This window comes from Afipia carboxidovorans OM5, from assembly GCF_000218565.1.
GTDB classification, from domain to species: domain Bacteria; phylum Pseudomonadota; class Alphaproteobacteria; order Rhizobiales; family Xanthobacteraceae; genus Afipia; species Afipia carboxidovorans.
This window is the reverse complement of record NC_015684.1, coordinates 1,714,884-1,740,359: the sequence shown is the minus strand read 5'-3', so window position 1 is coordinate 1,740,359 and position 25,476 is coordinate 1,714,884. Positions and strand designations below refer to the sequence as shown.

Sequence of the window (25,476 nt, the reverse complement as noted above, 5' to 3'; positions counted from 1 at the left end):
CTTCGTACTACGGCCTCGGGTCACGTGGGCGTGAAGTGTTTGTGCTGGAAGAGTCCATGTCTTCTGTAATCTCCTGCCTGAGCCTCGGCCCCTTGGCGAGACGCCGACCGAGCGCTTCAAGGAATTTATCGTAGCGCTCACCTCCCTTTGCTTGAGCGGCAGCCTGGGCGATTTCCGATAAGGACGCGGTTGATGTCAGCCAGGCTCGCATGAAGATGGCGAAGGCTTCGTTGGCAATACCGATGTCGCGTTCCAGCCGTTGGATGTTGCGATCGATCCGGTCAAGGCGTTTGGCCAAAGCGGCCTCCCGGCGCTCCTCGGCATCAGGCGACAGCAACGAGGCAATGGCCGCCTCGGCGATCATGGAGCGCGACTGGGCGTGACGCCCCGCGTGGTCGGCCAGGCGATCCGACAGATCCGGATCGAGATAGATCGAGAGCCGCTTTTTCCTTTGGGTCCGCGGCGCGATGTCGGAATGCTGCGACATGACCTACAACTCCATGCCATCGCCGGGGTCCAACGCGATCCGCCGGGCCATCAGTCGCATGTCGTGCGCCAGCACCCGGTTGGCTGCAACCTTACGCTCCGGCTCATCAGCATCGGGATCGAACTCGTTGGCAGGAGTCCTCACCGGCTCCGGCGCGATGTCCTTATGCCACTCAAGCCCAGGTTCGCGGCGGAGCCCCGAATTGGCTGGATCGTCATCCGGCTTGGCCGCACCTGTCGCTGGTGGCGCACTTTGCTGTGCAGCGGCGCTGTTGCCCGTCGGCGCCGCGACTGGCTTCAGCGCCGACCAGTCGTCAGGCTTCGGCGTGAGGCCGGCTTTCGGGTTCTGCGGAACAGGCAGCAACCGTTCCTTGAACCGCGCATCTTCGTAATAGCGCGCCTTTCTGGCGCGGACTGGCGGCACGCCGGCGACCATGACGATCTCGTCGTCGGGCGGAAGCTGCATCACCTCGCCTGCGGTGAGCAGCGGCCGCGCGGTCTCGGAGCGTGAAATCATCAAGTGTCCGAGCCAGGGCGCGAGACGATGACCGGCATAGTTCTGCATGGCGCGCATCTCCGTTGCCGTGCCGAGCGCGTCCGATACGCGCTTCGCGGTACGCTCGTCGTTGGTCGCGAAACTCACGCGCACATGGCAATTGTCGAGGATGGAGTTGTTCTGACCGTAGGCTTTCTCGATTTGGTTTAATGATTGAGAGATAAGAAATGCCTTGATCTGATAGCCGGCCATGAAGGCGAGCGCAGATTCAAAGAAGTCGAGCCGGCCGAGCGCCGGAAATTCATCGAGCATCAGCAACAGGCGATGACGGCGGCCTTTCGCGTGCAGGTCTTCGGTCAGCCGCCGCCCGATCTGGTTAAGCACGAGGCGCACGAGCGGCTTCGTCCTGCTGATATCGGATGGTGGCACCACTAGGTAGAGCGTGGTGGGCTTATCGCCGGACACGAGATCCGTGATGCGCCAATCGCAGCGGGCCGTCACTGCGGCAACGACGGGATCGCGATAGAGGCCGAGGAATGACATGGCCGTGCTCAAGACGCCGGAGCGTTCGTTGTCCGACTTGTTGAGCAGTTCGCGTGCCGCGCTGGCGATGACGGGATGCGGCCCCTTCTCGCCGAGATGCGGCGTCGTCATCATGGCGGACAGCGTCGACTCGATGGGTCGCCGCGGGTCCGACAGAAAGGCGGCGACACCGGCGAGCGTCTTGTCCTTCTCGGCATAGAGGACATGGAGGATGGCGCCGACCAGCAGTGAATGGGATGTTTTCTCCCAATGATTGCGCTTCTCCAACGAACCCTCCGGATCGACTAGCACGTCGGCGACGTTCTGGACGTCTCGCACTTCCCATTCGCCTTTGCGCACCTCGATCAGCGGATTGTAGGCGGCCGAGTTCGCATTGGTCGGATCGAACAGCAACACTCGGCCAAACCGTGCCCGAAAGCCCGCGGTCAATTCCCAATTTTCTCCTTTTATATCATGCACGATCGACGCGCCGGGCCATGTGAGTAACGTCGGTACCACGAGACCGACACCCTTCCCGCTCCGCGTCGGCGCGAAGCACAGGACATGCTCGGCGCCATCGTGTCGCAGATAGGTTCGGTCCAGGCGGCCGAGAACGACTCCATCGTCTCCGAGCAGGCCCGCGGCTTCGATCTCATCCGGCTCGGCCCAGCGAGCCGAGCCGAATGTGCGCACATCCTTGGCCTCGCGCGCACGGTAGATCGACATGAGGATTGCGACGACGATCGCGACGAGGCCACCCGAGGCGGCGATCCCGGCACCCTCCAGAAAAATGTGCGGCGCGTAGGCATCGAAGAAGAACCACCACCAGAAAAAGGCCGGCGGCGGATAGATCGGCAGGCCGGCCAGCGAAAACCAAGATGAGCCGAGTTGCTGCTGAAAGCCGAGGCGCCACGCAACCCACTGCGTCGCGCTCCAGACCGCGAGCAGCACGATAGCGAACACGACAACGATCTGGCCCCACGCAACACGGCTGGTTGACACAGCGAGCAAACCTCCCTGCCCGGCGCAATGCTGCGAAGAAGAGCAAGGAATGCGGAGGTTTCAACTGCGTCTGTGTCAGTTATCGTAGAACAGCGTAGATGGTCGAAAAAATACTTGCGGGGTGCGGAGAGAAAATCTCCAACGTCCAACGTAACGATCAGCGCTCAGCATCCAGTCCCATCTGCCAAAAATCGGCTTCGAGGCGCGACGCCTTGCCGAATGTCGCAGCGAGTTCGTCGAAGCGCCGCTCTGTCATCGCCCGTGCTGCAAGATCGTCGAGATGGCGTCGCGCTTTGGCCGCAACGCCCTGATAGGCATCGCCCGCATATTCGGCGATCCATTCGCGATAGGGATGGTTGCCGAGCGCGTCGACGCCGTCAGGCACCAGGTTGCGACCGATCTCGGCATAGCCGATGACGCAGGGGGCGAGCGCGACATACAGGTCGAGCAGGTCGCCGGCTGCGCCGCAATCCAGCACGAAGCGGGTATAGGCCACCGTCGCCTGATGCTCGGGCGCGGCCTCGATGCCCTCCGGTGACAACCCCCATCGGCCGCACAGCCGCACATGTAGATCCATTTCGTCGAGGATGGCGGCCAGCCCGGCTTGTGCCGCCTTCATGTCCGCGAGTGCGCGGCTCTTGTAGGTTGCGAGCGCATAGGCGCGGGCAAACTGGATCAGAAACAGGTAGTCCTGCACCAGATAGGTGCGGAACGCCGCTTGCGGCAACGCGCCCGCGGCCATCTGGCGGACGAAGTCGTGGTCGACATAACTCTGCCAGTCAGTGGTTGCGGCTGCCTTCAGCCGGTCGAAGATGTCCATCACGCAATCCTCTGCCGGGCTCCCCTTGGTTGACGGACGTTGTACGGGAGCTGGGGACGGATGTCACCGCGTCACAAGCCGAGGCCGCGTTGTCTGCCAAAATTCCAATCTATCCCGCCGTCGGCGCGGGCGACGCCGGAAATGTGCTGCCCGATGTGCTTCTCGATCGAGGGCGTCCAGGGTACGAGCTTGAAGCCAAGGCCATCGTTAATCATGGCGAAGCGGCCGGAGGCGAGCGAGAAGCGCCGGCTGTAGGTGCCGGCGACAAATTCGCCGTCAGCGGATTTCTGGAACGGCGTGCCGGTCTCGGCCGCGAGCCGGTCGCCGAGGGCGTCCAGCTCACGTTGCCGGAGCGTGCCGATCAGGTTTCGATTGAACTGGATGCGCTCGCCATCGCGCCGCGCCATCCCCTCCTGAATTAGGTGTCCGGCGCGGGCCTCCATCGCCTGCTTCACCTCCAGGCCAAAGCCACCGCCGAGATCGACCGGATCGCGGGCAACAAGCTGGCGGTCGAGCCAGGTTGCGCCGCTCGCCGTGGTCTGGGCTTCGATCGACAGATCGGAGCGCGTCGCCAACGCCACGCGCCGATTGCCCTTCGCATCCTCGAAGGATCGCAGCTCGACGATCGAGCCCGGCGCGCCGTCGCCGGCCGACTCCATGTCCGGCAGCTTGATGTGGTGGGTGCGGCCGTCGACGCCGTCCACCACCGCATAGGCTGTCCCATACAATTCGTTGTCGAGACCGCGTTCGACCAGCCGGCCGATGATTGGGGAGCCGTGCGCCTCGCCGGCCAGGACATAGTCGCCTGCGCCACGGGCGATGCCCTGTTTGTCGAGGGCACGGTGCATCCGCTTGATGATGTCGTTGCGCTGGCCGAGCTCGCGCAAGGTCGACTCCGCACCTTCTGCCATGACCCACTGGCCGGGGCCGATGGCCTCGGCAAGGCCGAGGTGTTCGAGATGGCGCAGGCGTCCGGCCTTCTGCGTCAGGTATGCGTCGGGCTGCCGGTCCGGTGACGGCGCCACGTCGATGACGCCCTGCTCGTTGGCGTCGCGGACAAGCTGGCGGTCGAGCTGTGTCCAGCGCTCGGCCTCGATTTGGCGGCTCAGCGCACGGCTGATGTCGAGATCGGTGCGCGGTCCAAGTTCCTGGGTGATGAGATCCTGCGCGCGATCGCGCATCCCGCTCTTGATGTAGTCACGGTCGATCACGAGGTCGCGGCCGTCGGCGGCGTTACCCCGCACGATGACATGGACATGGGGGTTGTCGGTGTTCCAATGATCGACGGCGACCCATTCGAGTTTCGTGCCGAGGTCCTTTTCCATCTGCGTCATCAGCTCGCGGGTGAAGCGCTTCAGATCATCCATGTCGCTTGCGTCCTCGGGGGATACGATAAAGCGGAAGTGGTGGCGGTCATCCTTGCAGCGCTCGGTGAACTCCTTGACGTTGGCGTCGTCGGTCTCGGCCCCGAACATCTTCGCGCGCTCGCCGTCGCGGGTGACGCCGTCGCGGCGAAGGTAGTTGAGGTGGCGGGCAAGCGGACCGCGCTGGCCCTTGTTGCGGACCACGAGCGCCTTGACAGTGCAGAAGCGCGTGCGGCTGGTGATGAGGCGATTGGCGCGGATGCTGGCGACGCGGCCGCGCGCGAAATGCGGCCCGCGGCCCGAGATGATCTTGCCGGAGCGCGAGATGCGGCCCCCGGCCTTCTGCGCGGCGGCGAGCGCCTGGGCGACGAAAGGCAAGGTGCGCTGCGCTCGCGATGAGCGGATGCGGCCTGGACGGACACGGAAATCGTCGTCGCGCGTCATGAGTGAATCCGCGATGTGCGATATTCGCTGAAATCATTCGCGAAATGGGAGACACGCACATCGCGGCACAGAGCCGCGATGTGCAAGAAATCGGAAAAAGCAGAATCAAAACAACCGACCGTCCAAGCCGCGATGTGCGGCTTTTTATCTTGCCTTCCTGCGGTTGTTGCCGGAGAGCACCCTCGGCTCCCTGCACATTTTACGATTGCGCACGCCGCGAAGCGGGAGAATACGATGTTCATCGCTGTTCTCCATCGGCGTGCGGCCTTCGCACGAAGAGATCATCGGACAGCGGCATGAGCGCCGACAGATCGACGATCGCAGGTGCGCTCGATAGTCGGCCGGAAGGAAGATCGGACATCGTCGAACCGTCGTCGGGATGAACGGCGGATCGCCCGACGAAGATCGGTCCGCGGGACCAAGATCGACGCGAGGCGATGCCGGCCATCCGCATGACAGGCACCTTGCCGCCGATCATCGACGCGATCTTCGCGACGTATTCGACGGTCTCGGCCGGCAGCGCGCGGCCGTTCGCAAGGTGTGCGTCGTAGCGCGTCGGACCTGCATTATAGGCGGCGAGCATCGCGACGATCGAGCCGTAGCGATCGTGCATCTCGCGCAGGTAAGCCGCGCCGGCCATGATGTTGGCGCGCGGCTGCCAGGGATCGCTGCCGAGGCCGTACCGCGCGTGCAGTTCGTTCCACGTCTTCGGCATGATCTGCATCAGGCCCATCGCGCCCTTGGGCGATCGCGCGGTCCGGTCGCCGGAGCTTTCGACGGTCATGACCGCGCGTATCCAGCGTTCGGGAATGGTGAAACGCTTCGCCGCCTCTGCGATATGCGCCGCCCAAGGATCGACCGTTCCGGCGGTCGAGACGCGACGTGTGGGCGGCGGATCGGCCGACGCACAAGATGCGGCGGCAACGATTACGCCGCACGCGATCAACGTCGCCATGATCGACGACAGGAGAGCGCAAGAACCGCCAGCCCGAGACGCCATCAGCCTGCCACCGTGCTCGCTTCGGTCAAGGGCAAGGCTGCGCCGGCCGTACGGCCGCCCTTGACCTGCGCTGCGCGCGACGGCCGCCTGACGGGCGATCGGGTCGGAGGGATGATCCGCGATCCGATCGATCAGAGGGATGACGGCAGATAAGGATCGGAGTGACGCGCGCATCGTCTCAACCGTGCCTGTCCGGCTTTTCGCCACGGCTCGTCTTGCCGTTGACGAGATCGACGATGAAGCCACTGGCGAGACGCACGCCCATGACAACATCGTCCAGTCGGTAGTTGTTGTTGTTGCCTCTGAGGCGATAGCCGGCGTCCTCCACCACGCGCACGTCGAACCATCGATGCGGTGCGGTCTGGCCCCAGTATTTGCTGCGTCGCTTGATGCGCGCGACGAGTTGCTGATCCGTCATGTCAGTCTCCGTTGGTTGAAAATCAGACAGGCGTGGGTTCAGCCCTTGTCGTCGCGCTTCGACGGCCGGTTCCACATCAGATTCCAGACCTTGGCGTCGGCCTCGGACTGGAACAGCGCGGCGTGCAGCGGCTGGGTGAAGGTCGGATCGTCGATGCGGATCGACAGATAGTCGCCGGCCTTCTCGCCGCTACGATTCCAGGCAGCGCCGACTTCGAGGTCATTGGCGGCGAAGATGCGATGGTCCGGCGCGTTGTCGGCGTCGGATTTCTCGGCCGTGCGAATGGTCAGCTCGACGTCGAGCGCGAGCGTGCGAACGCTGCCGCTGAAGCCGGTCTTGGTCTTCGTGAACGTGCCGATCTGGGGCATTGCGATGATCCTTCCATGGTTGGAGAAGCGAGCCGTCACGGCTCGTCTGAGACCGGCGCGCGGAGGGATTCCGCGGCCGGATCGGTGGCGTCGGTGGTCCAGACGGGAATGGCGCGGCCGACGATCGTGGTGACGGGAAGCGGCCCGAAATAGCGGCTGTCGAAGCTGTCGGGGCTGTCCCAGTTCATGAAGAAGGCTTCGCCGGCGCCGAGCGTGCGGCAGCCCTGCCAATCGGGCAGCGGGCGACCGCGCGTATCGCGCGCGAGCGCCTGCCCGTAGATTCCGCCATAGGCGATGATGGCGCTGCCACGCCGGCAGACGGTCGCGCCACCGAGCGCCAGCACGCGCTTGATGAGCGGCAGGCCGCGCGGCAAGTAGCGGCGTTCGTCGAGAAACGCCGCCAGCTCCGCGGGCGGCATGACGACGGCGAGATCGGTGACGTCGACATGATCGCCGGGCACGATCCGGTAGAGCCCGACCGGAACGCTGGCGGATGCGTTCCAGATGAAGCGAATGTTCGGAGGGCTCCAGCTTGGCGCGACGATCAGCGCCACACTGGCGAGCACCGAAAGAAGCGTTGCGCGGCGCTCGATCATCGCAGCACCTCGCGTCGGCGCAGCCAGGCGCGATGCTGCTCGTGGCTGTAGATGCGGAACGGCTCGTTGACGCCGATGCGATGGCCGAGATGCCGCCAGTGCTCCGGCGCAACGTCGGCGGGGTCGATGCCGAGTGCTTCGATGGCGTCGATCGCAGCAAGCACGCGCTCGACCTTCGGCCAGCCGCTGATGCGCAACAGGATATCGCCACCCGGCCGGACGAAGGGCAGCGTCTGATAGGGCTCGCCGGCTCCGACAGACCGCACGATGTCGATCCGCGAAATGATGGTGCCGTATTCGTTGGCCGCCCAGCGGACGAGAGCGAAGACGCTGCTAGGTGCGAAGCTGACGATACGCCGATGACGGTCGAGACGCTGTTCGTCGGCGATCCGGCCAAAGCGGATGCGGTGCTCGATGCGCTTCTCCCGCCACGTCAGCTCGACCAAAGTGCGATCGGCTGGCGCACTGTTCGCGCGCAGGCCCGCCGTCATGGCTGCGCTCCTTCAGCGAGCGGCAGAACCGAGGCGATGCGCGCTCGCGCAAGCTCGGCCATGCCGGCGTCGATCTCGCAGCCGAGATAACGGCGACCGGCGAGCCGGCAGGCTTCGCCTGCCGCGCCGGAACCTGCGAACCAGTCGCCCACGAGGCCCCCTTGCGGGCAGCTCGTGCGGATCAGAATCTCGATCAGGCCGGAAGGCTTCTCGGTCGAATGGATCGCCGTGCCGTGGCAGTTGCGTGCGTAGATGACGGAGCGCATCAGGCGCGGCCCGCCGTCCTCGCTGACATAGTGGCCAACGTCGATATGGCCGGTGTGCGGCGGTCGCATTTTGCGGCGCACGGTGCGCGCCGTCGCATCGGGCGTCGTCTGCACGTCGTTGTAAACGGCGCTCCACGGCGCATCCGCGCGATAGAACTGCGCGACCAGCTCATGCACGCGCTTGAAGCGATCGGCATGAAAGCTCGTGCCGTTCTGCTTCTCCCACACGATTTCCTGCGCATAGCGCAGGCCAGCGTCGGCGAACTGGTTGGCCGTCGCCATGAAACAGCGCAGCGAGCCGAACCCCCAGAGCGAGCCTGATGGCTTCAGCGCGTCGCACGCGAGCCGCAGCCAGCCGTCGACGCGGCGATCCCAGGCGAGCGACGTGTCGCCGTAGGGCGGATCGGCCAGGATCAGGTCGAAGGGACCGCGCGGCGGCATCAGGACGCGGCAATCGCCGACGATCACAGAAAAGTCGGTGATCGTCATGATGCGATCTCCGACGTGCGCGCGGCGCGGTGCGGCCGTCCACATTCCCGCGATTTGGCGAGCCGCGTTAGCAAGAGTCCGAAGGACTCTGAGTTAGGGAAGTTAGAGGGGGCCGAATCCGCCTTGTCGCGCCAGTGGGTTACGAGACGCGCGCGTTCCCAATAGTACGGGACTCGCGTTCCGAATAGTACGGGTGTCGGCGTTCCTAATAGTACGGGTCCGTCCACACGTTTTGCACCGGGACCGGGATAGGACACGTTCATCGCGTCCCTCCCCGCCGCTGGCGCGGCGCGACGATGCGATCGGAATCAGCCGGCTGGAAGATCAGGCGCTGCCGTCCGTCGGGATCATCGATTAGCGTCAGGCGGTAGCCGGGCAACGGCTGGCGCTGGACGATGGCGCGCAGCTCGAAGCGGAAGCGGCGCAGCGGCGACAGGCTGCCGGACTTCAGATGCAGATGCGCGAGATCGAAGCTCCAGCCGTGCGTCTGGCGTCCGCCGTACTTGCGCACGAGGCGATAAAGCCAGCGCTCGAGGCCGCCGGTGAGATGGAAATAAGCGCGGTCGATGGTGAGGATCAGTGCGTCGTCGAGGACGCCGGCGTAGAACCAGTCCGGCAGGATCAGTTCGATGCCGAGCGGCCGGCCGGTCGCGTCGAGACGCTCTTTCCATTCATTGATCCAAGAAAAACGATGCCGCCGTCGCTCGGAGGGCTGGCGGATCGAGGTGACGACGGTGGTGGATTGCAGCCGGTCGAGCGCCGCTTTCAGGCGGTCGTAGCTCAAACCGGAATCGCTGCGGCCGACAAAGGTGAGGATCTCATACGGCGTGGCAGCCATCAGCCGTGACGTGCGCAGACCACGGTCTCGTGCATCGACAATCTGACTCGCGGCCCAGATCAGCACATCCGCGTCCCAGATCGTCGCCATGCCGTGCTCGGCAGTTGCCTCGACCCGGATCGACACCTCGCCCATGCGGAAGTCGATCGGCGTCACGCGGCGGACCTTGGCGAGCGAGAAGAACGGCCAGGACATGAGGTCCTGCGCGTCGCGCGCGGCGATGTCGCCGGCGCGCGCCCGGAAGAGTTCGAGCTGTTGATCGTCGTATGGGCGGCGCACCGACATGGCGACGCTCAGCGCGCCGTGCCGGCCACATGGCCGGCAGCGGATTCAGCCGTAGACTGGCGCGCGGAGGCGTCAATCCATGCCTCGATGTCGGCGATCGTATAGACCACGCGGCCGCCGAGCTTGTGATAGACCGGCCCGGTGCCGTCGCAGCGATGCTTCTCAAGTGTGCGTGGTGAGAGACCGAGAAGGCGCGCGGCCTCGGGCGTTCGCACGAAGCGCGGCCAAGTCTTCTCGGTCTTCTCCAACATTGCAGGGCTCCGTCGCAGCCGCCACGAGGGCGGCGAGTCGGATGCGACGATGGCGAAGAATCTCCGGCCCGGCGGAGTGACAAAAATCGGGGGTCTCTAGGGAAAGTGTCCCCCATCTGCGCGGATCGGTCGGCGTCAGCGATCGGGATCGCGCGGCGAGAGCCAGCGCAGATAGCCGCCCTCGATCATGTCATGGCAGGCTTTCAGAATGCGGGCGAGCTGGCGCCGCTCCGGCGCGTTCTTCCAGTCGATGGCGCGCAGGGCCTCGACGCTCTTGTTGAGAAGGATGCCGGCAACGATGCGATGGGAGGCACCAGATTCCACGCCATCCCAGGCGCGCAGCATCAGCGCCGCACGATGGAGCTGGAACGCAGTCAGACATTGTGCGCGCGGCCAGCGGCCCGAGCGCCGTCCTTCCATCCGTCGCTTCAGTCGCGCGGCATTCCGATGGCGCCACCAGAAATGCTCGTCGAACGGAAGGAAGACACCCGATCTCGCCGGTTCATTGCCGTGTGGAAGCCAGAGCTGGTGATCGCCTTCCTCATCTGCGGCGATGGCGTGCAGGCCATCTCCCGTCAATTCGCCGAGGACGGTCAGCGTTCGCGGATCAGGCAGCGAAGCAGCCGCGAAGCCGTCCGGGGCAGCACTGACAATCAGCGTGGCAGGGAAGCATTGCGCCCGCCACACAGGATGCGCGATCACTGCCGATGCAGAAGGGTCGGCTGGGAAACGCCAACCCCCAGCGGCGCGAGAGTCGGTCGATGGCTTCCGTCCTCGTCGTGCCGCCGGCGGCGATCTCCGTCAACGCTGCTGCGTAGTCCTGCCGATATTGTCCGTTGCGGCGGAGAAACTCGAAGCTCACGCCACCACGATCGAGGTGGCCCAATTCATTCTCAAATTGTGATGATCGCCAGTCTTGAAGCGGCTCCATGTTGTTTTCCTCCCAGCCCGGTCTTTGGGAATGATTCGTGTACCGGGGCGCTGGGAAGGGCTGCAACGCAGATAATCGGAATGCGAAACGATCGCCGTCCGAGCAATCATGAGTTGCATGTCTGATGCAGAATTTCCGCGCGGCTCACTGCATCCGCGGCTGGAGAAGATGCCGATAGCCATGCTCCGTCATCCAGCGTGCGCGCGCCAGGTGACTGTCATGCATGTGCTTGGCGCGCAGCGGATCGGCATCAGCATCGAGGCCGAAGACGATCTTGACCACCTCGCGCCAGTCGGCGCCCTCCTCGGCCGCGTCGAGCAGCCGGAGATAGGTGGCGAGATGGGCTTCGTCATAGGCGTTGACCCGCTCGGTCAGCGGCGGGCTGTCCTTGAAGCCGGACCTACTCATTAGCGTATTTCCCGAACCCGTTCCCCATTCTCACAAACAGGTTATCCACCTGACCTGCAATAGATTTGCGACAACATTCCCTCGTCGAAAGTGGAATGACGTCATGCCGCGGACGCGATAGCAGGTCGACCGGCGCGGCGAATCTCTGACCAGTCCCAGCCTCCGACTATACCGAATAGGAACGATCATTCCTAGAACGATCGTTCCGATTCTGGCTCCCATGCGTCATGGACCTGAAGGAGGTCATGGCGATCAACATGCGTCGACTGCGCTATGACAAGAAACTGACGCAAGAGGAGCTGGCCGAGCGCTCGGGCCTGAGCATGCGCTATGTCGGCTCGATCGAGCGCGGTGCGGTATCGGCAAGTGTCAGTGTGCTGGGTAAGGTGGCTGACGCGCTGGGCGTCGATCCGTGCGACCTGATCCGGGTGCTGAAGCGCTGACCATCGCCACACCGAGATCCCGCGCAAGCGCGTGATTTCTGATCCGACAATTGGAAAGTTCGTGGGTGGATCGCGAGCCGGGCGCAGCCCGGCGAGCGGCGGCCGTGCCGTCCAGGCGCGGCCGCGCCGCCGATCCGGGTTCACGGATCGGCGGAAAATTGCTAGTCTTTATCTCTTCGGAAATCGTGCGAGACGGCCTTGTGTCCGGCCGCGCCGTCGATCATGACGACGCGGCCTTCTCTATTATGCGGCCTTCTCCAGCAAAGTCTTTGCCCTCCCCTCCAGTTCAAGCCGCGTGTCCTGATGCGCCTTGGTGCGGGCGTGCGCCGTCATGCCCTGCACAAAGTCAAAGATTGATTCCGGTGGGCGGCCTTCCTCCTGCAACACGGTCTCGATGATCTTGCCGGTCTCGGCCTTGCTGAACCCGCGCTTGCGCAGGAAGGTTTCGCGGTCGTCATCGGTGCGGGCAACGATGCGCTCCCGCGCCGCCTTGATGCCGGCCACGAATGGCGCGGGCGAGGAATGGGCGAAGCTCGTCAATGCAGGCGCGGCCTCGTGCGCAAACCGCTGCGCCGCAAACTTGCTGTGCCGGATGCTGATTTCCTCGAAGCCTTCCACGCCCCAAAGGTTGCGGTTCATGCAGACCGCGCGAAGATAGAAAGACGCAATGCCAAGCGTCTTCGATCCGACTTCGCTATTCCAGCAATAGAAGCCCCGGAAATACAAATCCGGCTCGCCGTTCGGCAGGCGTCCCGCTTCGATGGGATGCGTATCGTCGACAAGGAAAAGAAAAACATCCCTGTCCGAAGCGTAAAGCGTGGTGGTGTCCTTCGTGATGTCCACGAAAGGATTGTGCGTCATGGTCGCCCAATCCAGCACGCCCGGCACCTTCCACATCGTGTCACCCGTGCCGTTGCCCGCGATCTTCATCACGGCCGCGACAAGTTCGTGATCCCAGATGCGGCCGTAGTCCGGGCCAGTCATGGCGCGCAACTCGATGCGGCCGTCTTCCGCCTCCAAGGTCTTCACAAGCTCGGCGCGGTGCGACAGCAAACCATGCTGAAGGTTGATGCCTGCCAGCGGCGCGGGAAGCTGCCGCATATAGGTCGCGGGCGCGCCCACAAGGCTACACAACTGCCCAAAGCTCCAATGCGTCGGCGCAACGGGCTGCTCCTGCCCCGGCACGATCAACGCGAGCCGTTCCGCATTCTCCCGGCTCGCTTCGACGCGCACGGCGCGGCTCTCCACGGTGCGGGCCTTGGCGCGATCCGCCCGCGTCTTCACCGCGTCGTAAAGCTCGGTGAGCGACAAATAACGCTCGTCATCGGGACGCGAAAACCATTCCGACGATACGCGGCCGATGCGCTGCCCGCGCGAGATGTCCACCCGGAAACCGCTGTTCACTGCCTGCTGGTTCTGGCTGCTGCTGATAAAGTTCATTGTCCTGTTCCTTTCCCGTTAATGCCGAAGGCATGTCCCCCGACATGCCTTCCGGGGGCGCGTGAGCGCGCGGGGATGGAGGGGGCACATGCCGGCGCGCGGGGCCGGGCTGCGGGTCGAGCGGAGCGGATGACGATCGTGAAGCGGTCGTGATGATCGGCCGCTTTGCGAGACTGCGGCCCTGCCCCGCAACAGGCGACATTTGCGGGGAGCAAGGGGTAAGACCCCTTGGCTCCCCACTCCGATCGGCAAGGCTCTCGCCGCAGCCGATCAGGACAACGGGAGCGCAGCTCACCGCATTTTCTTTCTTGGGCGATGGCGGAGATTAGCATGGCAAAGCCCCGCTTTCGCGGGGCTCGGCCGGTGGCCTGTGCTAGGCGGCGGCGCGGCGGCGCGACCAGATGAGCGCCATGTCCTCGTCGCTCTCGACCAGGCTCGCATAGATCGGAGCGGGGAAGCTCGGATCGTCCAGCTTGACCGAGAGGTAGGCGTTGCCCTTGTCGGACTTCTTCTTCCACGCCGCACCGAACTCGGTGGTTCCGGCGAACACGCGGAAGTCGGGGCCGTTTTCGGTCTCGCCCTCGGCCGGCACGAACTTCACCGACTTGACATTGAGCGTCAGGGTCTTGACCGAGCCAGCGTAGCCGTTGTCGGTGCGCGAGAAAGTGCCGATTGTAGCCATGATGCGATTTCCTTCTGTTGATCGGACCGCGACCATCGCGATCTCGATGAAGGTCGACAGACCGGGGACGATCGGCCCGCACCCCTTGGGGCCGGAACGAAGTGGAGGGCGGCCGGCGACAGCTTTTTTGTCTTTCGCGATGCAAAGCCGAAGGCGGCGGAAAAAAGCTGGCGTCGGCCGTTGCGGGATTAAGATCGAGGCGACGCGCTTCGTCGCCGGTCTTCGGTCAGACCTGATAAATCGAGTTCGTGTTGGGCGTGGTTTGGTCAGCAGAGTGACGGGAAATCGCGTCATGGCTGCAATCGATCCGCGCTTTCTCCAATCGCACCGACAACGGCTTCGCTGGCGCCGTCGCGGGCAAGCCCCTCACGCTCAATGTCATCCTCAGCGTCGGTAAAATTCCCTGCCGGCCGCGGTCGAGCGAGACCGAAAACGGTCCCGATTTCCGCCCCTGTGTTCGCCGTGACGAACCGCCGCGTTCGGTGCGGCGTGGGAGATGGAGGCCCATGCGACAAGGGCAATCGCTGCCTCTCTCTTGGCAAGCTGAGCGACCCGAGCTTCCCCGCTCCGATCGACTCGATGCGAGCCTGGTCGAGAGCGACGAGGACATGGTGCTGCCATCTGTTCCCGGCGCTGTGCCGCCGCCTAGCAGCGCCCGTTCGCGTAGGCGAAGCGCGTTACGGCAAGCGCCAGCATGAACGGCAGCGCATAGATCGCCAGCATATAAGCGAGGACGCACATCATGCCGGTCAGCGTGACGGTGACAACGATCAGCGCGATCATGTCGCGTCCTGCCTCTATGATGAAGGCGATCCGGCGTCGTCGTGACGACGCGCCGGATCGCGGTTTTCAAGTCACGATCATCCCGACGTGGTGTGCGATCTTGGCGTAGTTGCTGAGCCGGTGTTCGGCCTTGAAATAAAGGTCGCGCTCGACAGGCAGGCCGAGCTTGCCGCGCACGTCCTCGATCTCGAACAGCATTGCGTAGCCGAGTTCGGGGCAGCCCATACCGAGGTCGCACAAGCCGAACAGCCTCATATCAGAACCTTCGGGATAGGCTTCGGTGAAGAGCCACGTCGCCGCCGCGTCTGCCATGAACAGCGTCACGACCGGGAACGGATCGAAGCCGTCACGTTCCTCGCTGGTGCGGCCGTTCTCGATCAACTTGGCCAGCAACTCGTCGGGGATCAGCGGTTCGGTGCGGGGATAGCGCGGCGTCATGATACGCTCTCCCCTGCCGGTTCGTTGACCCGGTAGCGAACGCGGTGTGCCGCAATGGCTCCGGCCTGCCGCGCCAGCTTGCGGGACAGCGCGTCGATCTCGCCGCGCCGCTGAAAGCGCAACGCGATGACATTCGCCTGAAAGTCGCGCTCATCGGCGCGGCTCCAGGTGGCGGAGGCGCGGTCGTGCTGGCGGGCTTTGACGCGGCTGCTCGTGGTCATCCGTTCGGCGCGCGCTTCGATCTGCCGTTCGATGACGGCAAGGTGGCGCGCGCTCTCGGCGTGCGCCCTCTCCATGCGGGCCAGCATCGCCCGCTGCTCTGCATCGATGTTCATGGTCATGGTTCCTGATGTCGTGCGGTCGAGGTCCCCGGCCGCGCCGATCAGGCGCGGCCGGAAATTCCTCGTGCGGTATGGGAAAGCTGGCCGGAGCCGCGCGGCGGCCCCGGCCGTGGCTGCTCACTCGGCGGCTTCGTGGAAGCCTGCGCCATCCTCGGCCGCCGCATCATGATCGGCGGCGAAGTCCGCTACTTCCGGCTCCGTCGCATCCGGCATAGCCGCAACCGAGTCGGGCTGCGGGGTGGTGCGCATCAGCGGCGGGAGCCATCCGGTCCCGACAAGAAGCTGCTCGGCGGCTTCCGCCATCGGCTGCTTCTTCAAGCTGGCGATGCGATCCGCTGCCTCGTCGCTGACGGCTTCGCGCACGGCGGCGAGAATGTGCGCCTTGGTGATGCGGCCGAGATAGGTCCGCACCGTGGGCGTCCAATGCGCCGTCATGTCGAGCGCAAGCGCGGTCGCCAGCCTGTCCGCCGTCTCATGGGCGCGCGGCTTCTTCTCCGCAGGCAACTTCACTGCGTTGACGGTCTGCGAGGCGCAATGCGCGAACAGCGCCATGACGCTCGCATGGTCCAGCCCGGCGATGAAGTCCCAAAGGTCCGCCACGTTGCGCGGCATGTCGGCCGCCCACCCGGCATGACGATCCGCCAGCGCCTTCGCCGCCGCCGTATCCTCGATGCCGTCCGCATGCCCGCCAAGGTACGTGCTGCTCGGACGGATTTCGAGGCAATGCGCCTCTGCACCGCGATAGAAGGTCTGCGCGGCGAGCGCATGGGTGACGGCGATCAAGGCCATGTCCGGCTGCTCGCCAAGGGCGAGACGCAGGCCAAGGGTGCGATGCGCGGTGAGGTCGCGGATGAGAAGGTCCGACAGCGGCTTGCCGTCATCCCCCGCACCCTCGTCCTCCGCTTCAAGGTCGGAAACGTCGTTGCCGCCCTCGTCGCCGTCCTCGATGATCTCGCCGTCGCCGTTGACGCGCACGCCGTCGATGACGGTTTCGCCGTCCGCGCCTTCCTCCGGTTCGGGCCTCTCGTCCTCGGAACGGATGAAGCCGCGTTCGATGCGGGCTTCCCCATCCGAAGACAGTACGACGAACACGCCGCCGCGCGCGATGTCGTCGGGATCGTAGGCATGACGCAAGGCGTCGATGCGCTCGATCTCGGCTTCAAGCTCCCCGAAACGCTCGTCCACATCGTCGGGAAGCTCATCCGCACCTTCATGCTCCGACGACAGGCGGTCGTATTCCTCCTGCGCGGTGGCATAGGCCGCTTCCTCCGCTTCGGAAAGCTCCACCTTCTGCGGATAGGCGCGGCGCAGGCCGTGGGCATGGGGATAGTCGATATGGGCTTGCACCCACTTCCAGCCTTCGGCGTCCTGCAGCGACTGCGCGATCCATTCCAGCTTGCCGATGACAAGCCGGTCGAGCAACGCGGCGTCCTCGAAATAACCGCCGCGATCCTCCGTGAACAGGTCGCGGATGATCGTGCCGCCGTTCTCAAGGTAATCCTCCGCGCCGACGAAGATCGCACGCCGATCCGTTGCCGGAATATGCGTCCTCATGAGGTCGCGACGGATGACGGAAGGCTCGCGGTTATAGGAGAGGTTTTCGTAAACCTGCTCCTGCCGCGCATGGTCCTCGGTGATGGCGAAGGCCATCAACTGGTCCAGCGTCAAGCCGCCGTCGCGATAGACCTGCATCAGCTTGGGGCTGACCGCGCCGAGGCGAAGCCGCTGCTTCACCACATGCGCGGTGACGCCGAAGCGGGCCGCGATTTCCTGCGCTCCCCAACCGCGCGTTTCCGCAAGCTCGCGGAAGCGCTCGAACTCGTCGGCGGGGTGAAGGTTCTCGCGCGTGACGTTCTCGTCAAGGCTGATCTCGGCCGCGTCGTTCACCGTGTCGATGACACAGCGGATCGGCTCCGCCTTCTTGATCTCCTTACGCTTCACGCGAAGCAACTGCGCCAGCCTGCGGCCTTCGCCGACAGCGACGAGATAGCTGCCGGTCGGCTGTCCCTCCGCGTCACGCTCGGGCTCCACCACAAGGTTTTGCAGCATCCCCTTCACGGCGATGCTCGCGGCCTTCGCCTCGATAGACGCCTCGCTGTGCGGCGTCTTGCGGGCGTTCTTCGGATGCTTCTTGAGCTTGTTGAGCGGAATGAAAACCGTCTCGCCGCTTGCCGCGACCGACACGGCTTCCGCGCCGGTCTCAACCGCCGCACCAACTTCCGCCGCCGCGTCCTCGATGCTGCGAACGTCCACGTCCGCCGCCGCTTCCGCCACCGTCGCAACCGGGACGGCCTTCGCCTTCTTCGATGTCCTAGCCATTGTTCCAATCCTTTCTGCGTTAATGCCGGAGGCATGTCCCCGACATGCCTCCCGGGGGCGCGTGAGCGCTCGGCAGAGAGGGGGGCGGCTACCGGCGAGCATGGCCGGGCTGCGTTGCGAGCGAGGTGGATCGGAAGGTGTTGGAAAGTGCCGATGATGCGCCGCCTTGCGAGCGCGCGGCCCTGCCATCGCGCAGGCGGTAGTCGCGGGGGAGAGATGGCCGAGACCATCTCTCCCCACCAACGATCGGCAAGGCTTTAGCCGCAGCCGATCACAACAAAGCGCGCGAAGCGCTCCGTTCCTGCGTGCAGGCTGTGACAATAGCTGGCGACCCTATCGACTCAGAAGGACGCCGCCGTCGATCTTGCGGCCGATCGGTTGCGACAGATACGTCACCGCCGAAATCTTTTCTCATGTTCCGATATTTTTTCGATGCGCTGCGCTTGGCTACGCCAATGTTCGCGCACGAAGGGATCGCCATCTTTTCGCAGGCGTAGTTATCTGTTTGTATCTTTCCATGAGCAAAGATACGAACACCCCGCGACGCACAATGTTAATCGCCACAAAGAAGGCGATTCGACGCGCTGAGCTGCGCCGGATCGTACCTTTGGCAGATTCAACCATCTACGAACTTGAGCAGCGTGGAGAGTTTCCCCGCCGCTTCTACCTCACGGCGCGATGCGTCGTGTGGGATCTGACAGAGGTTGAAGACTGGATCGATCAACGACGGCGCGCCTCAGAGGCATCGCTCATTAAGCGAGCGCCCCTGCCCGATGTCCGTCAGCGGAAGACGCGCCCGGTCAGGCAGTAGCCGCCATCACCCCTGGGAACTGCATTGCCGGCGGATACAGGACCGGCGTGTGATTTCGGTCTTGTTCCCAAGCCTCCACCATGTCCGCCCACTCTTGCAGCATGTGACGGCGTTGGTGCTCATACTCGGCTTTATTGTACACGCCGCGCGAGCTGCGCCCGTCTTCGTGCGCCAAGCACTTCTCGATCCAGTCACTATTGAAGCCGATCTCGTTCAGCAGGGTTGACCCTGTGCGACGCAGATCATGCACGGTGAATGGCTCCAGGGCCAATCCGAGCTTATTGGCGCGATCCGCAACCGCCGTTGTAATCCGGTTGAACGTCGCGCGCGACATTGGAGCATCCGCGTCGTATCGGGACGGCAAGAGATAGTGGGAATTTCCTGCGCATGTCTTGAGCGCGATCATGATGTCGAGCGATTGCCGAGACAAATAGACATTGTGCGGTTTGCGGCGCTTCATCCGCTCCTTCGGAATGCTCCAGACCGCATTCTCAAAGTCGACCTCACTCCAAACGGCGTCGAGCAATTCGCTCTTGCGCACCATTGTCAGGAGTATAAGGCGAAGACCGAGACGAATGGTGGGCAACGTCGGAACGTGCCTGAGTTGGTCGAGCATGATCTGAATTTCGGTTGGCGTGAGCGACCTGTCCTTGGGCGCAAAGGTTGCGATCGAAGCAGGACCAACCTCCTCCGCCGGATTTGCGGTCTTGTCGCCATTCAATATCGCATAGGCGTAAATCTGTTTGACGATGTCGCGAACATGAATGGCGGTTGCCGGCGCACCACGATCCTTCACCTTGACGCATTGGGCTCGAAGATCGTCGGGCGTGATCTCGGATAGCAGGCGATTTTTCCAGACAGGCAATATGTCGCGATCGAAAATCGCCTTGCGCATGGCGCGAGTACTGTCGGCCATCGGCGCCGACTTGATCCAGCGCTGACCAACGGCGCCGAATGTCTCGCCGAGGGCGACGCGCCGCTTCGCGCGCTGCTTCTCCTGAGCCGGTGAGCGCCCCTCTGCGATATCTTTCTTCGCAGCGAGACACCGATCGCGCGCCTCGGCGAGCGACAGGCCCCCAGGTCCGTAGCGGCCGATGGTGAGGGTCTCCCGCCGGCCATTCAGGCGGTAGTCCATTCGGAAGGTTTTCGTGCCTGACGGAATGACCAGGACGTACATACCGTCACGGTCCGTCACCTTAAAATTTTTATCCTTTGGTTTCAGACCTTTAAGCTCTGTATCGGTCAGCATTCTCAGCCTCGCAAAGGCTCGGAGCGCAGGAAATTGACCGTCATTTTGTCCGTCACGAAAAAGACCGTCAAGCAAATTTAATATCTCTGGTATTTCAATGAACTATATCAAACTACGGCGGCTTGCTGCCCGAATATCGGCTGACGGTTTTTTGTTGGAGGGATGTTCGCAGATTTTGAAGACCGTCAAAAAGACCGTCAAAGCGAGGCGTTGACGTTCAATACACTTCAAGCGATCTCGGAGTAAATATTTCGATTTATCAGTTGGTTACATCGTATTTCAGCGTAGAAGCCGATAGGCTCTGTCAGAACTGAATTATTCCCACTCGATCGTGCCAGGCGGCTTGCTCGTCACGTCGTAGACCACGCGGTTGACGCCCTTCACCTCGTTGATGATGCGGGTTGCGGTTTCGCCGAGAAACCTCATGTCGAACGGATAGAAATCCGCCGTCATGCCGTCGGTCGAGGTCACCGCGCGCAGGCCGACCACGAATTCGTAAGTCCGCCCGTCGCCCATCACCCCGACGGTTTTCACCGGCAGCAGCACGGCGAACGCCTGCCAGATCGTATCGTACAGACCGGCGCGGCGGATTTCCTCGATATAGATCGCATCCGCCTGCCGCAGGATGTCGAGTTTCTCCGGCGTGATCTCGCCCGGGCAGCGGATCGCAAGCCCCGGTCCCGGAAACGGATGGCGGCCGACGAACACATCCGGCAGGCCGAGTTCTCGGCCCAAGGCGCGCACTTCATCCTTGAACAGCTCGCGCAGCGGCTCGACGAGCTTCATCTTCATGCGCGCGGGCAGGCCGCCGACATTGTGATGCGACTTGATCGTCACCGAAGGCCCGCCGGTGAACGACACGCTTTCGATCACGTCCGGATAGAGCGTGCCCTGCGCGAGGAAATCGGCACCACCGATCTTCTTCGCTTCCTCATCGAACACATCGATAAACAGCCGGCCGATGGTCTTGCGCTTCAGTTCGGGATCGGTGACGCCCGCAAGCTCCCCCAGGAATGTCTTGGACGCATCCACATGCACGAGCGGAATGTTGTAGTGGTCGCGAAACAGGCTCACCACCGTCTCGGCTTCGGCCATGCGCAGCAAGCCGTGATCGACGAACACGCAGGTGAGTTGATCGCCGATCGCCTCATGGATCAGCACCGCCGCCACCGCTGAATCGACGCCGCCAGAGAGGCCGCAGATCACCCGGCCCTGGCCCACCTGCGCGCGGATCTTCTCGATCGCCTCTTCGCGGAAGGCGCGCATGGTCCAGTCGCCCTTCAGGCCTGCGACCTTGCGCACGAAATTGCGGATCAGTTTGGCGCCGTCCGGCGTGTGCACCACCTCGGGGTGAAACTGCATCGCGTAGAACTTGCGCGTATCGTCGGCGATGATCGCGATCGGCGAACCCGCCGCCCTGGCCACACCGCGGAAGCCTTCGGGCAACTTCGTGACGCGGTCGCCATGGCTCATCCAGACGTCGTGCTGCTCGCCCTTCTTCCAGACGCCCTCGAACAGGGCGCAGTCGTCGGTGATCTCGATGGCGGCGCGGCCGAATTCGCGATGGTGCCCGCCCTCGACCATGCCGCCAAGTTGCTGCGCCATGGTCTGCTCGCCGTAGCAGATGCCGAGCACCGGCACACCCGCGGTGAAGATCGACATCGGCGCGGACGGCGCGCCTGCCTCCAGCACCGAGGCCGGGCCGCCCGAGAGGATCACGGCTTTCGGCTGCATCGCCGTGAAGGCCTGCTCAGCTTTCTGGAAGGGGACGATTTCGGAATAGACGCCCTCTTCCCGGACGCGGCGGGCGATCAATTGCGTGACCTGAGAGCCGAAATCGACGATCAGAATCTTGTCGTGCGCGGCCGCCACATCGGGCGTCGCGGACGTGCTCTGGCGGGGTGCTGTCATGGCTGGGAGATACGCGAGGGGGGACGGACTCGCAACCCCGGAACGCTTGCAAAACCGGGCTTATCGGCAGGTTTAACCGCACTCATGCGGAATGTCATGCGGGGCTTGACCCGCGCATCCATCAAAAAGAAGAGTCTCTTCAAGAAGATGGATTGCCGGGTCAAGCCCGGCAATGACGATCCTTGTATCCAATCGCTATTTTCCGACGTCGCTCTATCCCGCCTTGCGCAGGAGCGACACGAAAAACCCGTCGGTGCCGGTGCGCAGCGGGGTCATCAGAAGCCCCTGCGGCGACAGGCGCACGGCTTCCCTGAAAGCGGCCGCCCGCTCGCCCAGCGCCGCGATCACCTCGGCCGGCGGCATCACGGTAAAGCCCGGCTCGCGCGCGAGGAAGGCCTCGATCTGGCCGCTGTTCTCCTGCGGCAGCACCGAACAGGTGATGTAGGCGAGCCGCCCGCCGGGCTTGACCAGCGAGGCTGCGCGCGTGAGCACCTCGACCTGATCCTTGAGCCGGATTTCCAGCGCGCCGGGCCGCATCCGCCATTTCGCGTCGGGGTTGCGCCGCCACGTCCCGGTGCCGGTACAGGGCGCGTCCACCACCACGAGATCGGCTTTCCCGGAAGCATCGGCCAGCACGTCCTCCGCCCCGCGCGGGGAGCGGATTTCGGCATTGTGGACCCCTGCGCGCGACAGCCGCTGGTGGATCGGCGCAAGCTGGCGCTTGTCGCGATCGGTCGCGAGCAGCCGGCCCTTACCCTGCATCATCGCCGCGAGCGCCAGCGTTTTGCCGCCCGCGCCCGCGCAAAGATCGACCACCTGCTCGCCGGGTTTTGCCTGCGTGAACAAGGCCGCGAGCTGCGATCCTTCATCCTGCACTTCAACGCCACCTTTAAGGAAAATCTCCTCGGCATGAACGCCGGGGTTGCGCGCATCCGCCCCGAGCACGATGCGAAGGCCGAGCGGCGACCATGGCGTCGGCGTGGCTCCAAGGTGCGAGAGTGCGGCCTGCGCCTTCTCCCGCTTGGCCCGAAGCGTGTTGACCCGCAGGTCGAGCGGCGCGCGGCTCGCCATCGCGGCCGCTTCCTTGACGCGATCATCGCCAAAGGCTTCCGCAAAATGCGGATCGAGCCAGGTGGGGTAATCTCCCGCGATATCGGATGGCGCATCGGCAAGTGTGCGGGTCGCAAGCGCATTGCGCTCGGCATCCGACAACGGCACAGGCGCAAAGCGCTCACCATTGCACAGGCTAGCAATGGCTTCGACGTCGAGACCACGTTCGAGCTTGAGTGCCCCGAGCAGCCGCGCGCGGGCGCTGTCGTCATCCATCAAATAGGCGCTCGACGCGTGGCGGCGCAGCGCGTCGAACACCAGCCCCGCAATCGCGGCACGGTCGCCCGAGCCGGCAAAGCGGTGCGCGGTGCCCCATGATTTCAGTGCGTTCTGGGCGGGGATGCGTTCGGCCTCGATGGCGCCGAGAACGTCGATGGCGGCGGAGAGCCGCGCGGCGGGCGTCATGTCTGGCCTTCAATCTTTGCTAGAGTTGTGGAAAGAGAATTCGAAGCGCGAAGTACACCCACATCGCCAGCAACACCAGTGTGCCGGCGGTGAAGAACGAACCGTGGGCCTTTTCACGGCTGCTTCGCAGCAGAATGCCCGCCTGCAGCGCCTCGATGGCGAGGAACACCCACGCCAGCAGCACCATCACAAGATCGGCCTGCCGCAGCGTGATGGCATAGGCGACGAGCACGTAGAACAGAATATGCAGCGGAAAGCTGAACGCGCCTTCCGCGATCGGTCCGGGCCGTCCCCGTCGCAACAACACCACGAAGGTCAGCGCCACGAGAACGAAGACAGGCAGTAAAATGCCCTGATACATCATAACGGCATCTCCAAACATCAAAGTATGGATCGCCCGTGCGCGCACACCTTGAAGAATGCGGCACGGGCTCGCCGTTGATAACTACACACCGCCGGGATAGTTCGGGCTCTCGCGGGTGATCGTCACGTCGTGGACATGGCTTTCGCGCAAGCCCGCACCGGTGATGCGCACGAACTCCGCCTTGGCGTGGAATTCCTTCAGCGTCTTGGCGCCGACATAACCCATCGCCGCGCGAAGTCCGCCCGCGAGCTGATGCAGCACGTTGGCCACCGGCCCCTTATAGGGTACCTGCCCCTCGATGCCCTCGGGCACGAGCTTCAGCGTATCCTTGATGTCCTGCTGGAAGTAGCGGTCGGCCGAGCCGCGCGACATCGCACCGACCGAGCCCATGCCGCGATAGGCCTTGTAGGAACGGCCCTGCCACAGAAACACTTCGCCGGGCGTCTCGTCGGTGCCGGCGAGAAGCGAGCCGACCATCGCGATATCGGCACCGGCAGCGAGCGCCTTGGCAAGATCGCCCGAGAACTTGATGCCGCCATCGGCGATCACCGGAATGTTGGCCTTCTTCGCGGCCTCGACCGACTCCATGATCGCGGTGAGCTGCGGCACGCCAACGCCCGCGACGATGCGGGTGGTGCAGATCGAGCCCGGCCCGATGCCGACCTTGATCGCGTCCGCGCCGGAATCGATCAGCGCCTGCGTGCCGTCCCTCGTGGCGACGTTGCCTGCCACGACCTGCACCGCATTCGATTGCCGCTTGATGCGGTTCACCGCATCGAGCACGCGCTGCGAATGGCCATGCGCGGTATCGACCACGACGACATCGACGCCCGCGTCGATTAGCCGTTCGGTCCGCTCGAACCCGCCGTCGCCGACCGTAGTCGCGGCGGCGACGCGCAGGCGGCCGTGCGCATCCTTGGAGGCCAGCGGATAGGCCACCGCCTTCTCCATATCCTTCACGGTGATGAGGCCGACGCAGCGATACTGATCGTCCACCACCAGAAGTTTCTCGATCCGGTTCTGATGCAACAGCCGCTTGGCTTCGGTCTGGCTCACGCCCTCACGTACCGTGATGAGCTTCTCATGCGTCATCAACTCCGACACCTTCTGGTTCGGATCGGTCGCGAAGCGCACGTCACGGTTGGTGAGGATGCCGACAAGCTTGCCGGGCTGGCCGTTGCTGCCGCCGGTCACCACCGGAATGCCGGAGAAGCCGTGATCCTTCATCATCGCCAGCGCATCGGCGAGCCGCGCGTTCGGATCGATGGTGAGCGGGTTCACCACCATGCCGGATTCGAACTTCTTCACCTGCCGCACCTGCGCGGCCTGCCCTTCCGGATCGAAATTCCGGTGAATGACGCCAAGGCCACCGGACTGCGCCATGGCGATCGCCATGCGGGCTTCGGTCACGGTATCCATCGCCGAGGCGATGATCGGAATATTGAGCGGAACGGCGGGGGTCAGATGGGTACGCAGATCGGCGTCGGAGGGCATCACTTCCGACAACCCGGGCTTCAACAACACGTCGTCGAAGGTAAATGCTTCCCGGATTGCCTGATTGATAGACGCCATTGCCAACTCCCTCCAGCGGCATCCCGCCGCGCTTGTATCTCAGGATAGGCAAGGTCCGGCGGCGCTGAGGCACCACGCGGGGAATCGTCGCCCATCGATGGGATTGGCGCTGGTCGATAGCATGTCGACCCCA

The 25,476-nt window shown here is 64.0% G+C and carries 28 protein-coding genes; 2 read left to right on the top strand and 26 right to left on the bottom strand.

Going from position 1 to position 25,476, the window contains the following annotated elements; genetic code table 11:
- Nucleotides 1-7: 7 nt before the first annotated feature.
- The 15 genes from OCA5_RS08110 to OCA5_RS08045 all read right to left on the bottom strand — a co-directional run bounded on the left by OCA5_RS08110 (nucleotide 8) and on the right by OCA5_RS08045 (nucleotide 11,475).
- Complete coding sequence (locus OCA5_RS08110) at nucleotides 8-487, bottom strand: CopG family transcriptional regulator (RefSeq protein ID WP_012563579.1); 480 nt, start codon at nucleotides 485-487, stop codon at nucleotides 8-10.
- Nucleotides 488-490: 3 nt separating this feature from the next.
- Nucleotides 491-2,506, bottom strand: a complete 2,016-nt coding sequence (locus OCA5_RS08105) for a conjugal transfer protein TraG (RefSeq protein ID WP_012563580.1) — start codon at nucleotides 2,504-2,506, stop codon at nucleotides 491-493.
- Between the two features lie 157 nt (nucleotides 2,507-2,663).
- The gene (locus OCA5_RS08100) at nucleotides 2,664-3,326 is read right to left on the bottom strand and encodes a TenA family protein (protein ID WP_012563581.1); all 663 of its coding nucleotides are present in this window, start codon (nucleotides 3,324-3,326) and stop codon (nucleotides 2,664-2,666) included.
- A gap of 71 nt (nucleotides 3,327-3,397) precedes the next feature.
- The gene (locus OCA5_RS08095; RefSeq protein ID WP_012563582.1) at nucleotides 3,398-5,134 is read right to left on the bottom strand and encodes a relaxase/mobilization nuclease domain-containing protein; all 1,737 of its coding nucleotides are present in this window, start codon (nucleotides 5,132-5,134) and stop codon (nucleotides 3,398-3,400) included.
- Nucleotides 5,135-5,372: 238 nt separating this feature from the next.
- On the bottom strand, nucleotides 5,373-6,134 hold the full coding sequence (locus OCA5_RS08090; RefSeq protein ID WP_012563583.1) for a lytic transglycosylase domain-containing protein: 762 nt from the start codon (nucleotides 6,132-6,134) through the stop codon (nucleotides 5,373-5,375).
- Nucleotides 6,135-6,312: 178 nt separating this feature from the next.
- Nucleotides 6,313-6,552, bottom strand: a complete 240-nt coding sequence (locus OCA5_RS08085) for a hypothetical protein (RefSeq protein WP_012563585.1) — start codon at nucleotides 6,550-6,552, stop codon at nucleotides 6,313-6,315.
- A gap of 38 nt (nucleotides 6,553-6,590) precedes the next feature.
- Nucleotides 6,591-6,920, bottom strand: coding sequence for a DUF736 domain-containing protein (locus OCA5_RS08080; protein WP_012563586.1), 330 nt, complete (start codon nucleotides 6,918-6,920; stop codon nucleotides 6,591-6,593).
- Between the two features lie 35 nt (nucleotides 6,921-6,955).
- Entirely contained in the window at nucleotides 6,956-7,516 is a 561-nt protein-coding gene (locus tag OCA5_RS08075) for a S26 family signal peptidase (protein ID WP_012563587.1), read from the bottom strand.
- On the bottom strand, nucleotides 7,513-8,007 hold the full coding sequence (locus tag OCA5_RS08070) for a DUF2840 domain-containing protein (protein ID WP_012563588.1): 495 nt from the start codon (nucleotides 8,005-8,007) through the stop codon (nucleotides 7,513-7,515). The genes OCA5_RS08075 and OCA5_RS08070 overlap by 4 nt, the downstream gene beginning before the upstream one ends.
- Entirely contained in the window at nucleotides 8,004-8,762 is a 759-nt protein-coding gene (locus tag OCA5_RS08065; RefSeq protein WP_012563589.1) for a DNA-methyltransferase, read from the bottom strand. The genes OCA5_RS08070 and OCA5_RS08065 overlap by 4 nt, the downstream gene beginning before the upstream one ends.
- 259 nt (nucleotides 8,763-9,021) lie before the next feature.
- Nucleotides 9,022-9,885, bottom strand: a complete 864-nt coding sequence (locus tag OCA5_RS08060; RefSeq protein ID WP_012563590.1) for a replication initiator protein A — start codon at nucleotides 9,883-9,885, stop codon at nucleotides 9,022-9,024.
- Nucleotides 9,886-9,893: 8 nt separating this feature from the next.
- Nucleotides 9,894-10,136 (bottom strand): helix-turn-helix transcriptional regulator, encoded by a 243-nt coding sequence (locus OCA5_RS08055; protein WP_012563591.1) that lies wholly within the window; start codon nucleotides 10,134-10,136, stop codon nucleotides 9,894-9,896.
- A 135-nt stretch (nucleotides 10,137-10,271) separates the two neighbouring features.
- Nucleotides 10,272-10,838, bottom strand: coding sequence for a DUF2285 domain-containing protein (locus OCA5_RS19475; RefSeq protein WP_244396065.1), 567 nt, complete (start codon nucleotides 10,836-10,838; stop codon nucleotides 10,272-10,274).
- A complete protein-coding gene (locus OCA5_RS19630) occupies nucleotides 10,744-11,067 on the bottom strand; it encodes a transcriptional regulator domain-containing protein (RefSeq protein WP_422836366.1) in 324 nt (107 codons plus the stop codon). Before OCA5_RS19630 ends, OCA5_RS19475 begins: the two co-directional genes overlap by 95 nt.
- Before the next feature lie 144 nt (nucleotides 11,068-11,211).
- A complete protein-coding gene (locus OCA5_RS08045) occupies nucleotides 11,212-11,475 on the bottom strand; it encodes a DNA -binding domain-containing protein (RefSeq protein ID WP_012563593.1) in 264 nt (87 codons plus the stop codon).
- 227 nt (nucleotides 11,476-11,702) lie between these two features.
- Between OCA5_RS08045 and OCA5_RS08040 the strand changes: the two genes are divergently transcribed.
- Nucleotides 11,703-11,918: a helix-turn-helix domain-containing protein gene (locus OCA5_RS08040; protein ID WP_012563594.1), complete on the top strand. Its 216-nt coding sequence runs from the start codon at nucleotides 11,703-11,705 to the stop codon at nucleotides 11,916-11,918.
- A 243-nt stretch (nucleotides 11,919-12,161) separates the two neighbouring features.
- Here OCA5_RS08040 and OCA5_RS08035 read toward each other — a convergent pair whose 3' ends face one another.
- From OCA5_RS08035 to OCA5_RS08015, 6 genes are all read right to left on the bottom strand, one after another.
- Nucleotides 12,162-13,358 (bottom strand): hypothetical protein, encoded by a 1,197-nt coding sequence (locus OCA5_RS08035; protein ID WP_012563595.1) that lies wholly within the window; start codon nucleotides 13,356-13,358, stop codon nucleotides 12,162-12,164.
- Between the two features lie 373 nt (nucleotides 13,359-13,731).
- The gene (locus tag OCA5_RS08030; RefSeq protein WP_013913034.1) at nucleotides 13,732-14,040 is read right to left on the bottom strand and encodes a DUF736 domain-containing protein; all 309 of its coding nucleotides are present in this window, start codon (nucleotides 14,038-14,040) and stop codon (nucleotides 13,732-13,734) included.
- A gap of 645 nt (nucleotides 14,041-14,685) precedes the next feature.
- Entirely contained in the window at nucleotides 14,686-14,823 is a 138-nt protein-coding gene (locus OCA5_RS19380; protein ID WP_012563599.1) for a hypothetical protein, read from the bottom strand.
- A 66-nt stretch (nucleotides 14,824-14,889) separates the two neighbouring features.
- Nucleotides 14,890-15,261: a DUF2958 domain-containing protein gene (locus tag OCA5_RS08025; RefSeq protein ID WP_012563600.1), complete on the bottom strand. Its 372-nt coding sequence runs from the start codon at nucleotides 15,259-15,261 to the stop codon at nucleotides 14,890-14,892.
- A complete protein-coding gene (locus OCA5_RS08020; protein ID WP_013913032.1) occupies nucleotides 15,258-15,596 on the bottom strand; it encodes a hypothetical protein in 339 nt (112 codons plus the stop codon). Before OCA5_RS08020 ends, OCA5_RS08025 begins: the two co-directional genes overlap by 4 nt.
- A 123-nt stretch (nucleotides 15,597-15,719) precedes the next feature.
- Nucleotides 15,720-17,921: a ParB/RepB/Spo0J family partition protein gene (locus OCA5_RS08015; protein ID WP_012563602.1), complete on the bottom strand. Its 2,202-nt coding sequence runs from the start codon at nucleotides 17,919-17,921 to the stop codon at nucleotides 15,720-15,722.
- Between the two features lie 517 nt (nucleotides 17,922-18,438).
- Here OCA5_RS08015 and OCA5_RS08010 point away from each other — a divergent pair.
- The gene (locus OCA5_RS08010; protein ID WP_041559584.1) at nucleotides 18,439-18,732 is read left to right on the top strand and encodes a helix-turn-helix transcriptional regulator; all 294 of its coding nucleotides are present in this window, start codon (nucleotides 18,439-18,441) and stop codon (nucleotides 18,730-18,732) included.
- On the opposite strand, the gene OCA5_RS08005 is transcribed toward OCA5_RS08010, so the two are convergent.
- From OCA5_RS08005 to guaB, 5 genes are all read right to left on the bottom strand, one after another.
- Nucleotides 18,722-19,981, bottom strand: a complete 1,260-nt coding sequence (locus tag OCA5_RS08005) for a tyrosine-type recombinase/integrase (protein ID WP_012563604.1) — start codon at nucleotides 19,979-19,981, stop codon at nucleotides 18,722-18,724. The genes OCA5_RS08010 and OCA5_RS08005 overlap by 11 nt on opposite strands.
- Nucleotides 19,982-20,296: 315 nt before the next feature.
- The gene (guaA, locus tag OCA5_RS08000) at nucleotides 20,297-21,892 is read right to left on the bottom strand and encodes a glutamine-hydrolyzing GMP synthase (RefSeq protein WP_012563606.1); all 1,596 of its coding nucleotides are present in this window, start codon (nucleotides 21,890-21,892) and stop codon (nucleotides 20,297-20,299) included.
- 213 nt (nucleotides 21,893-22,105) lie between these two features.
- Nucleotides 22,106-23,407, bottom strand: coding sequence for an RsmB/NOP family class I SAM-dependent RNA methyltransferase (locus OCA5_RS07995; RefSeq protein WP_012563607.1), 1,302 nt, complete (start codon nucleotides 23,405-23,407; stop codon nucleotides 22,106-22,108).
- A 19-nt stretch (nucleotides 23,408-23,426) separates the two neighbouring features.
- Nucleotides 23,427-23,771 carry a hypothetical protein gene (locus OCA5_RS07990; RefSeq protein ID WP_012563608.1) on the bottom strand — a complete coding sequence of 115 codons (345 nt, stop codon included), beginning with the start codon at nucleotides 23,769-23,771 and terminating at the stop codon, nucleotides 23,427-23,429.
- An 81-nt stretch (nucleotides 23,772-23,852) separates the two neighbouring features.
- Nucleotides 23,853-25,343 carry an IMP dehydrogenase gene (guaB, locus tag OCA5_RS07985; protein WP_012563609.1) on the bottom strand — a complete coding sequence of 497 codons (1,491 nt, stop codon included), beginning with the start codon at nucleotides 25,341-25,343 and terminating at the stop codon, nucleotides 23,853-23,855.
- Nucleotides 25,344-25,476 lie beyond the last annotated feature (133 nt).

Bases quoted from the DNA above. Each gene is read 5' to 3' on its own strand.
- OCA5_RS08110 (WP_012563579.1), bottom strand. From the start codon at position 487: ATGTCGCAGCATTCCGACATCGCGCCGCGGACCCAAAGGAAAAAGCGG.
- OCA5_RS08100 (WP_012563581.1), bottom strand. From the start codon at position 3,326: ATGGACATCTTCGACCGGCTGAAGGCAGCCGCAACCACTGACTGGCAG.
- OCA5_RS08095 (WP_012563582.1), bottom strand. From the start codon at position 5,134: ATGACGCGCGACGACGATTTCCGTGTCCGTCCAGGCCGCATCCGCTCA.
- OCA5_RS08090 (WP_012563583.1), bottom strand. From the start codon at position 6,134: ATGGCGTCTCGGGCTGGCGGTTCTTGCGCTCTCCTGTCGTCGATCATG.
- OCA5_RS08085 (WP_012563585.1), bottom strand. From the start codon at position 6,552: ATGACGGATCAGCAACTCGTCGCGCGCATCAAGCGACGCAGCAAATAC.
- OCA5_RS08080 (WP_012563586.1), bottom strand. From the start codon at position 6,920: ATGCCCCAGATCGGCACGTTCACGAAGACCAAGACCGGCTTCAGCGGC.
- OCA5_RS08075 (WP_012563587.1), bottom strand. From the start codon at position 7,516: ATGATCGAGCGCCGCGCAACGCTTCTTTCGGTGCTCGCCAGTGTGGCG.
- OCA5_RS08070 (WP_012563588.1), bottom strand. From the start codon at position 8,007: ATGACGGCGGGCCTGCGCGCGAACAGTGCGCCAGCCGATCGCACTTTG.
- OCA5_RS08065 (WP_012563589.1), bottom strand. From the start codon at position 8,762: ATGACGATCACCGACTTTTCTGTGATCGTCGGCGATTGCCGCGTCCTG.
- OCA5_RS08060 (WP_012563590.1), bottom strand. From the start codon at position 9,885: ATGTCGGTGCGCCGCCCATACGACGATCAACAGCTCGAACTCTTCCGG.
- OCA5_RS08055 (WP_012563591.1), bottom strand. From the start codon at position 10,136: ATGTTGGAGAAGACCGAGAAGACTTGGCCGCGCTTCGTGCGAACGCCC.
- OCA5_RS19630 (WP_422836366.1), bottom strand. From the start codon at position 11,067: ATGGAGCCGCTTCAAGACTGGCGATCATCACAATTTGAGAATGAATTG.
- OCA5_RS08045 (WP_012563593.1), bottom strand. From the start codon at position 11,475: ATGAGTAGGTCCGGCTTCAAGGACAGCCCGCCGCTGACCGAGCGGGTC.
- OCA5_RS08040 (WP_012563594.1), top strand. From the start codon at position 11,703: ATGGACCTGAAGGAGGTCATGGCGATCAACATGCGTCGACTGCGCTAT.
- OCA5_RS08035 (WP_012563595.1), bottom strand. From the start codon at position 13,358: ATGAACTTTATCAGCAGCAGCCAGAACCAGCAGGCAGTGAACAGCGGT.
- OCA5_RS08030 (WP_013913034.1), bottom strand. From the start codon at position 14,040: ATGGCTACAATCGGCACTTTCTCGCGCACCGACAACGGCTACGCTGGC.
- OCA5_RS19380 (WP_012563599.1), bottom strand. From the start codon at position 14,823: ATGATCGCGCTGATCGTTGTCACCGTCACGCTGACCGGCATGATGTGC.
- OCA5_RS08025 (WP_012563600.1), bottom strand. From the start codon at position 15,261: ATGACGCCGCGCTATCCCCGCACCGAACCGCTGATCCCCGACGAGTTG.
- OCA5_RS08020 (WP_013913032.1), bottom strand. From the start codon at position 15,596: ATGAACATCGATGCAGAGCAGCGGGCGATGCTGGCCCGCATGGAGAGG.
- OCA5_RS08015 (WP_012563602.1), bottom strand. From the start codon at position 17,921: ATGGCTAGGACATCGAAGAAGGCGAAGGCCGTCCCGGTTGCGACGGTG.
- OCA5_RS08010 (WP_041559584.1), top strand. From the start codon at position 18,439: ATGAGCAAAGATACGAACACCCCGCGACGCACAATGTTAATCGCCACA.
- OCA5_RS08005 (WP_012563604.1), bottom strand. From the start codon at position 19,981: ATGCTGACCGATACAGAGCTTAAAGGTCTGAAACCAAAGGATAAAAAT.
- guaA (WP_012563606.1), bottom strand. From the start codon at position 21,892: ATGACAGCACCCCGCCAGAGCACGTCCGCGACGCCCGATGTGGCGGCC.
- OCA5_RS07995 (WP_012563607.1), bottom strand. From the start codon at position 23,407: ATGACGCCCGCCGCGCGGCTCTCCGCCGCCATCGACGTTCTCGGCGCC.
- OCA5_RS07990 (WP_012563608.1), bottom strand. From the start codon at position 23,771: ATGATGTATCAGGGCATTTTACTGCCTGTCTTCGTTCTCGTGGCGCTG.
- guaB (WP_012563609.1), bottom strand. From the start codon at position 25,343: ATGGCGTCTATCAATCAGGCAATCCGGGAAGCATTTACCTTCGACGAC.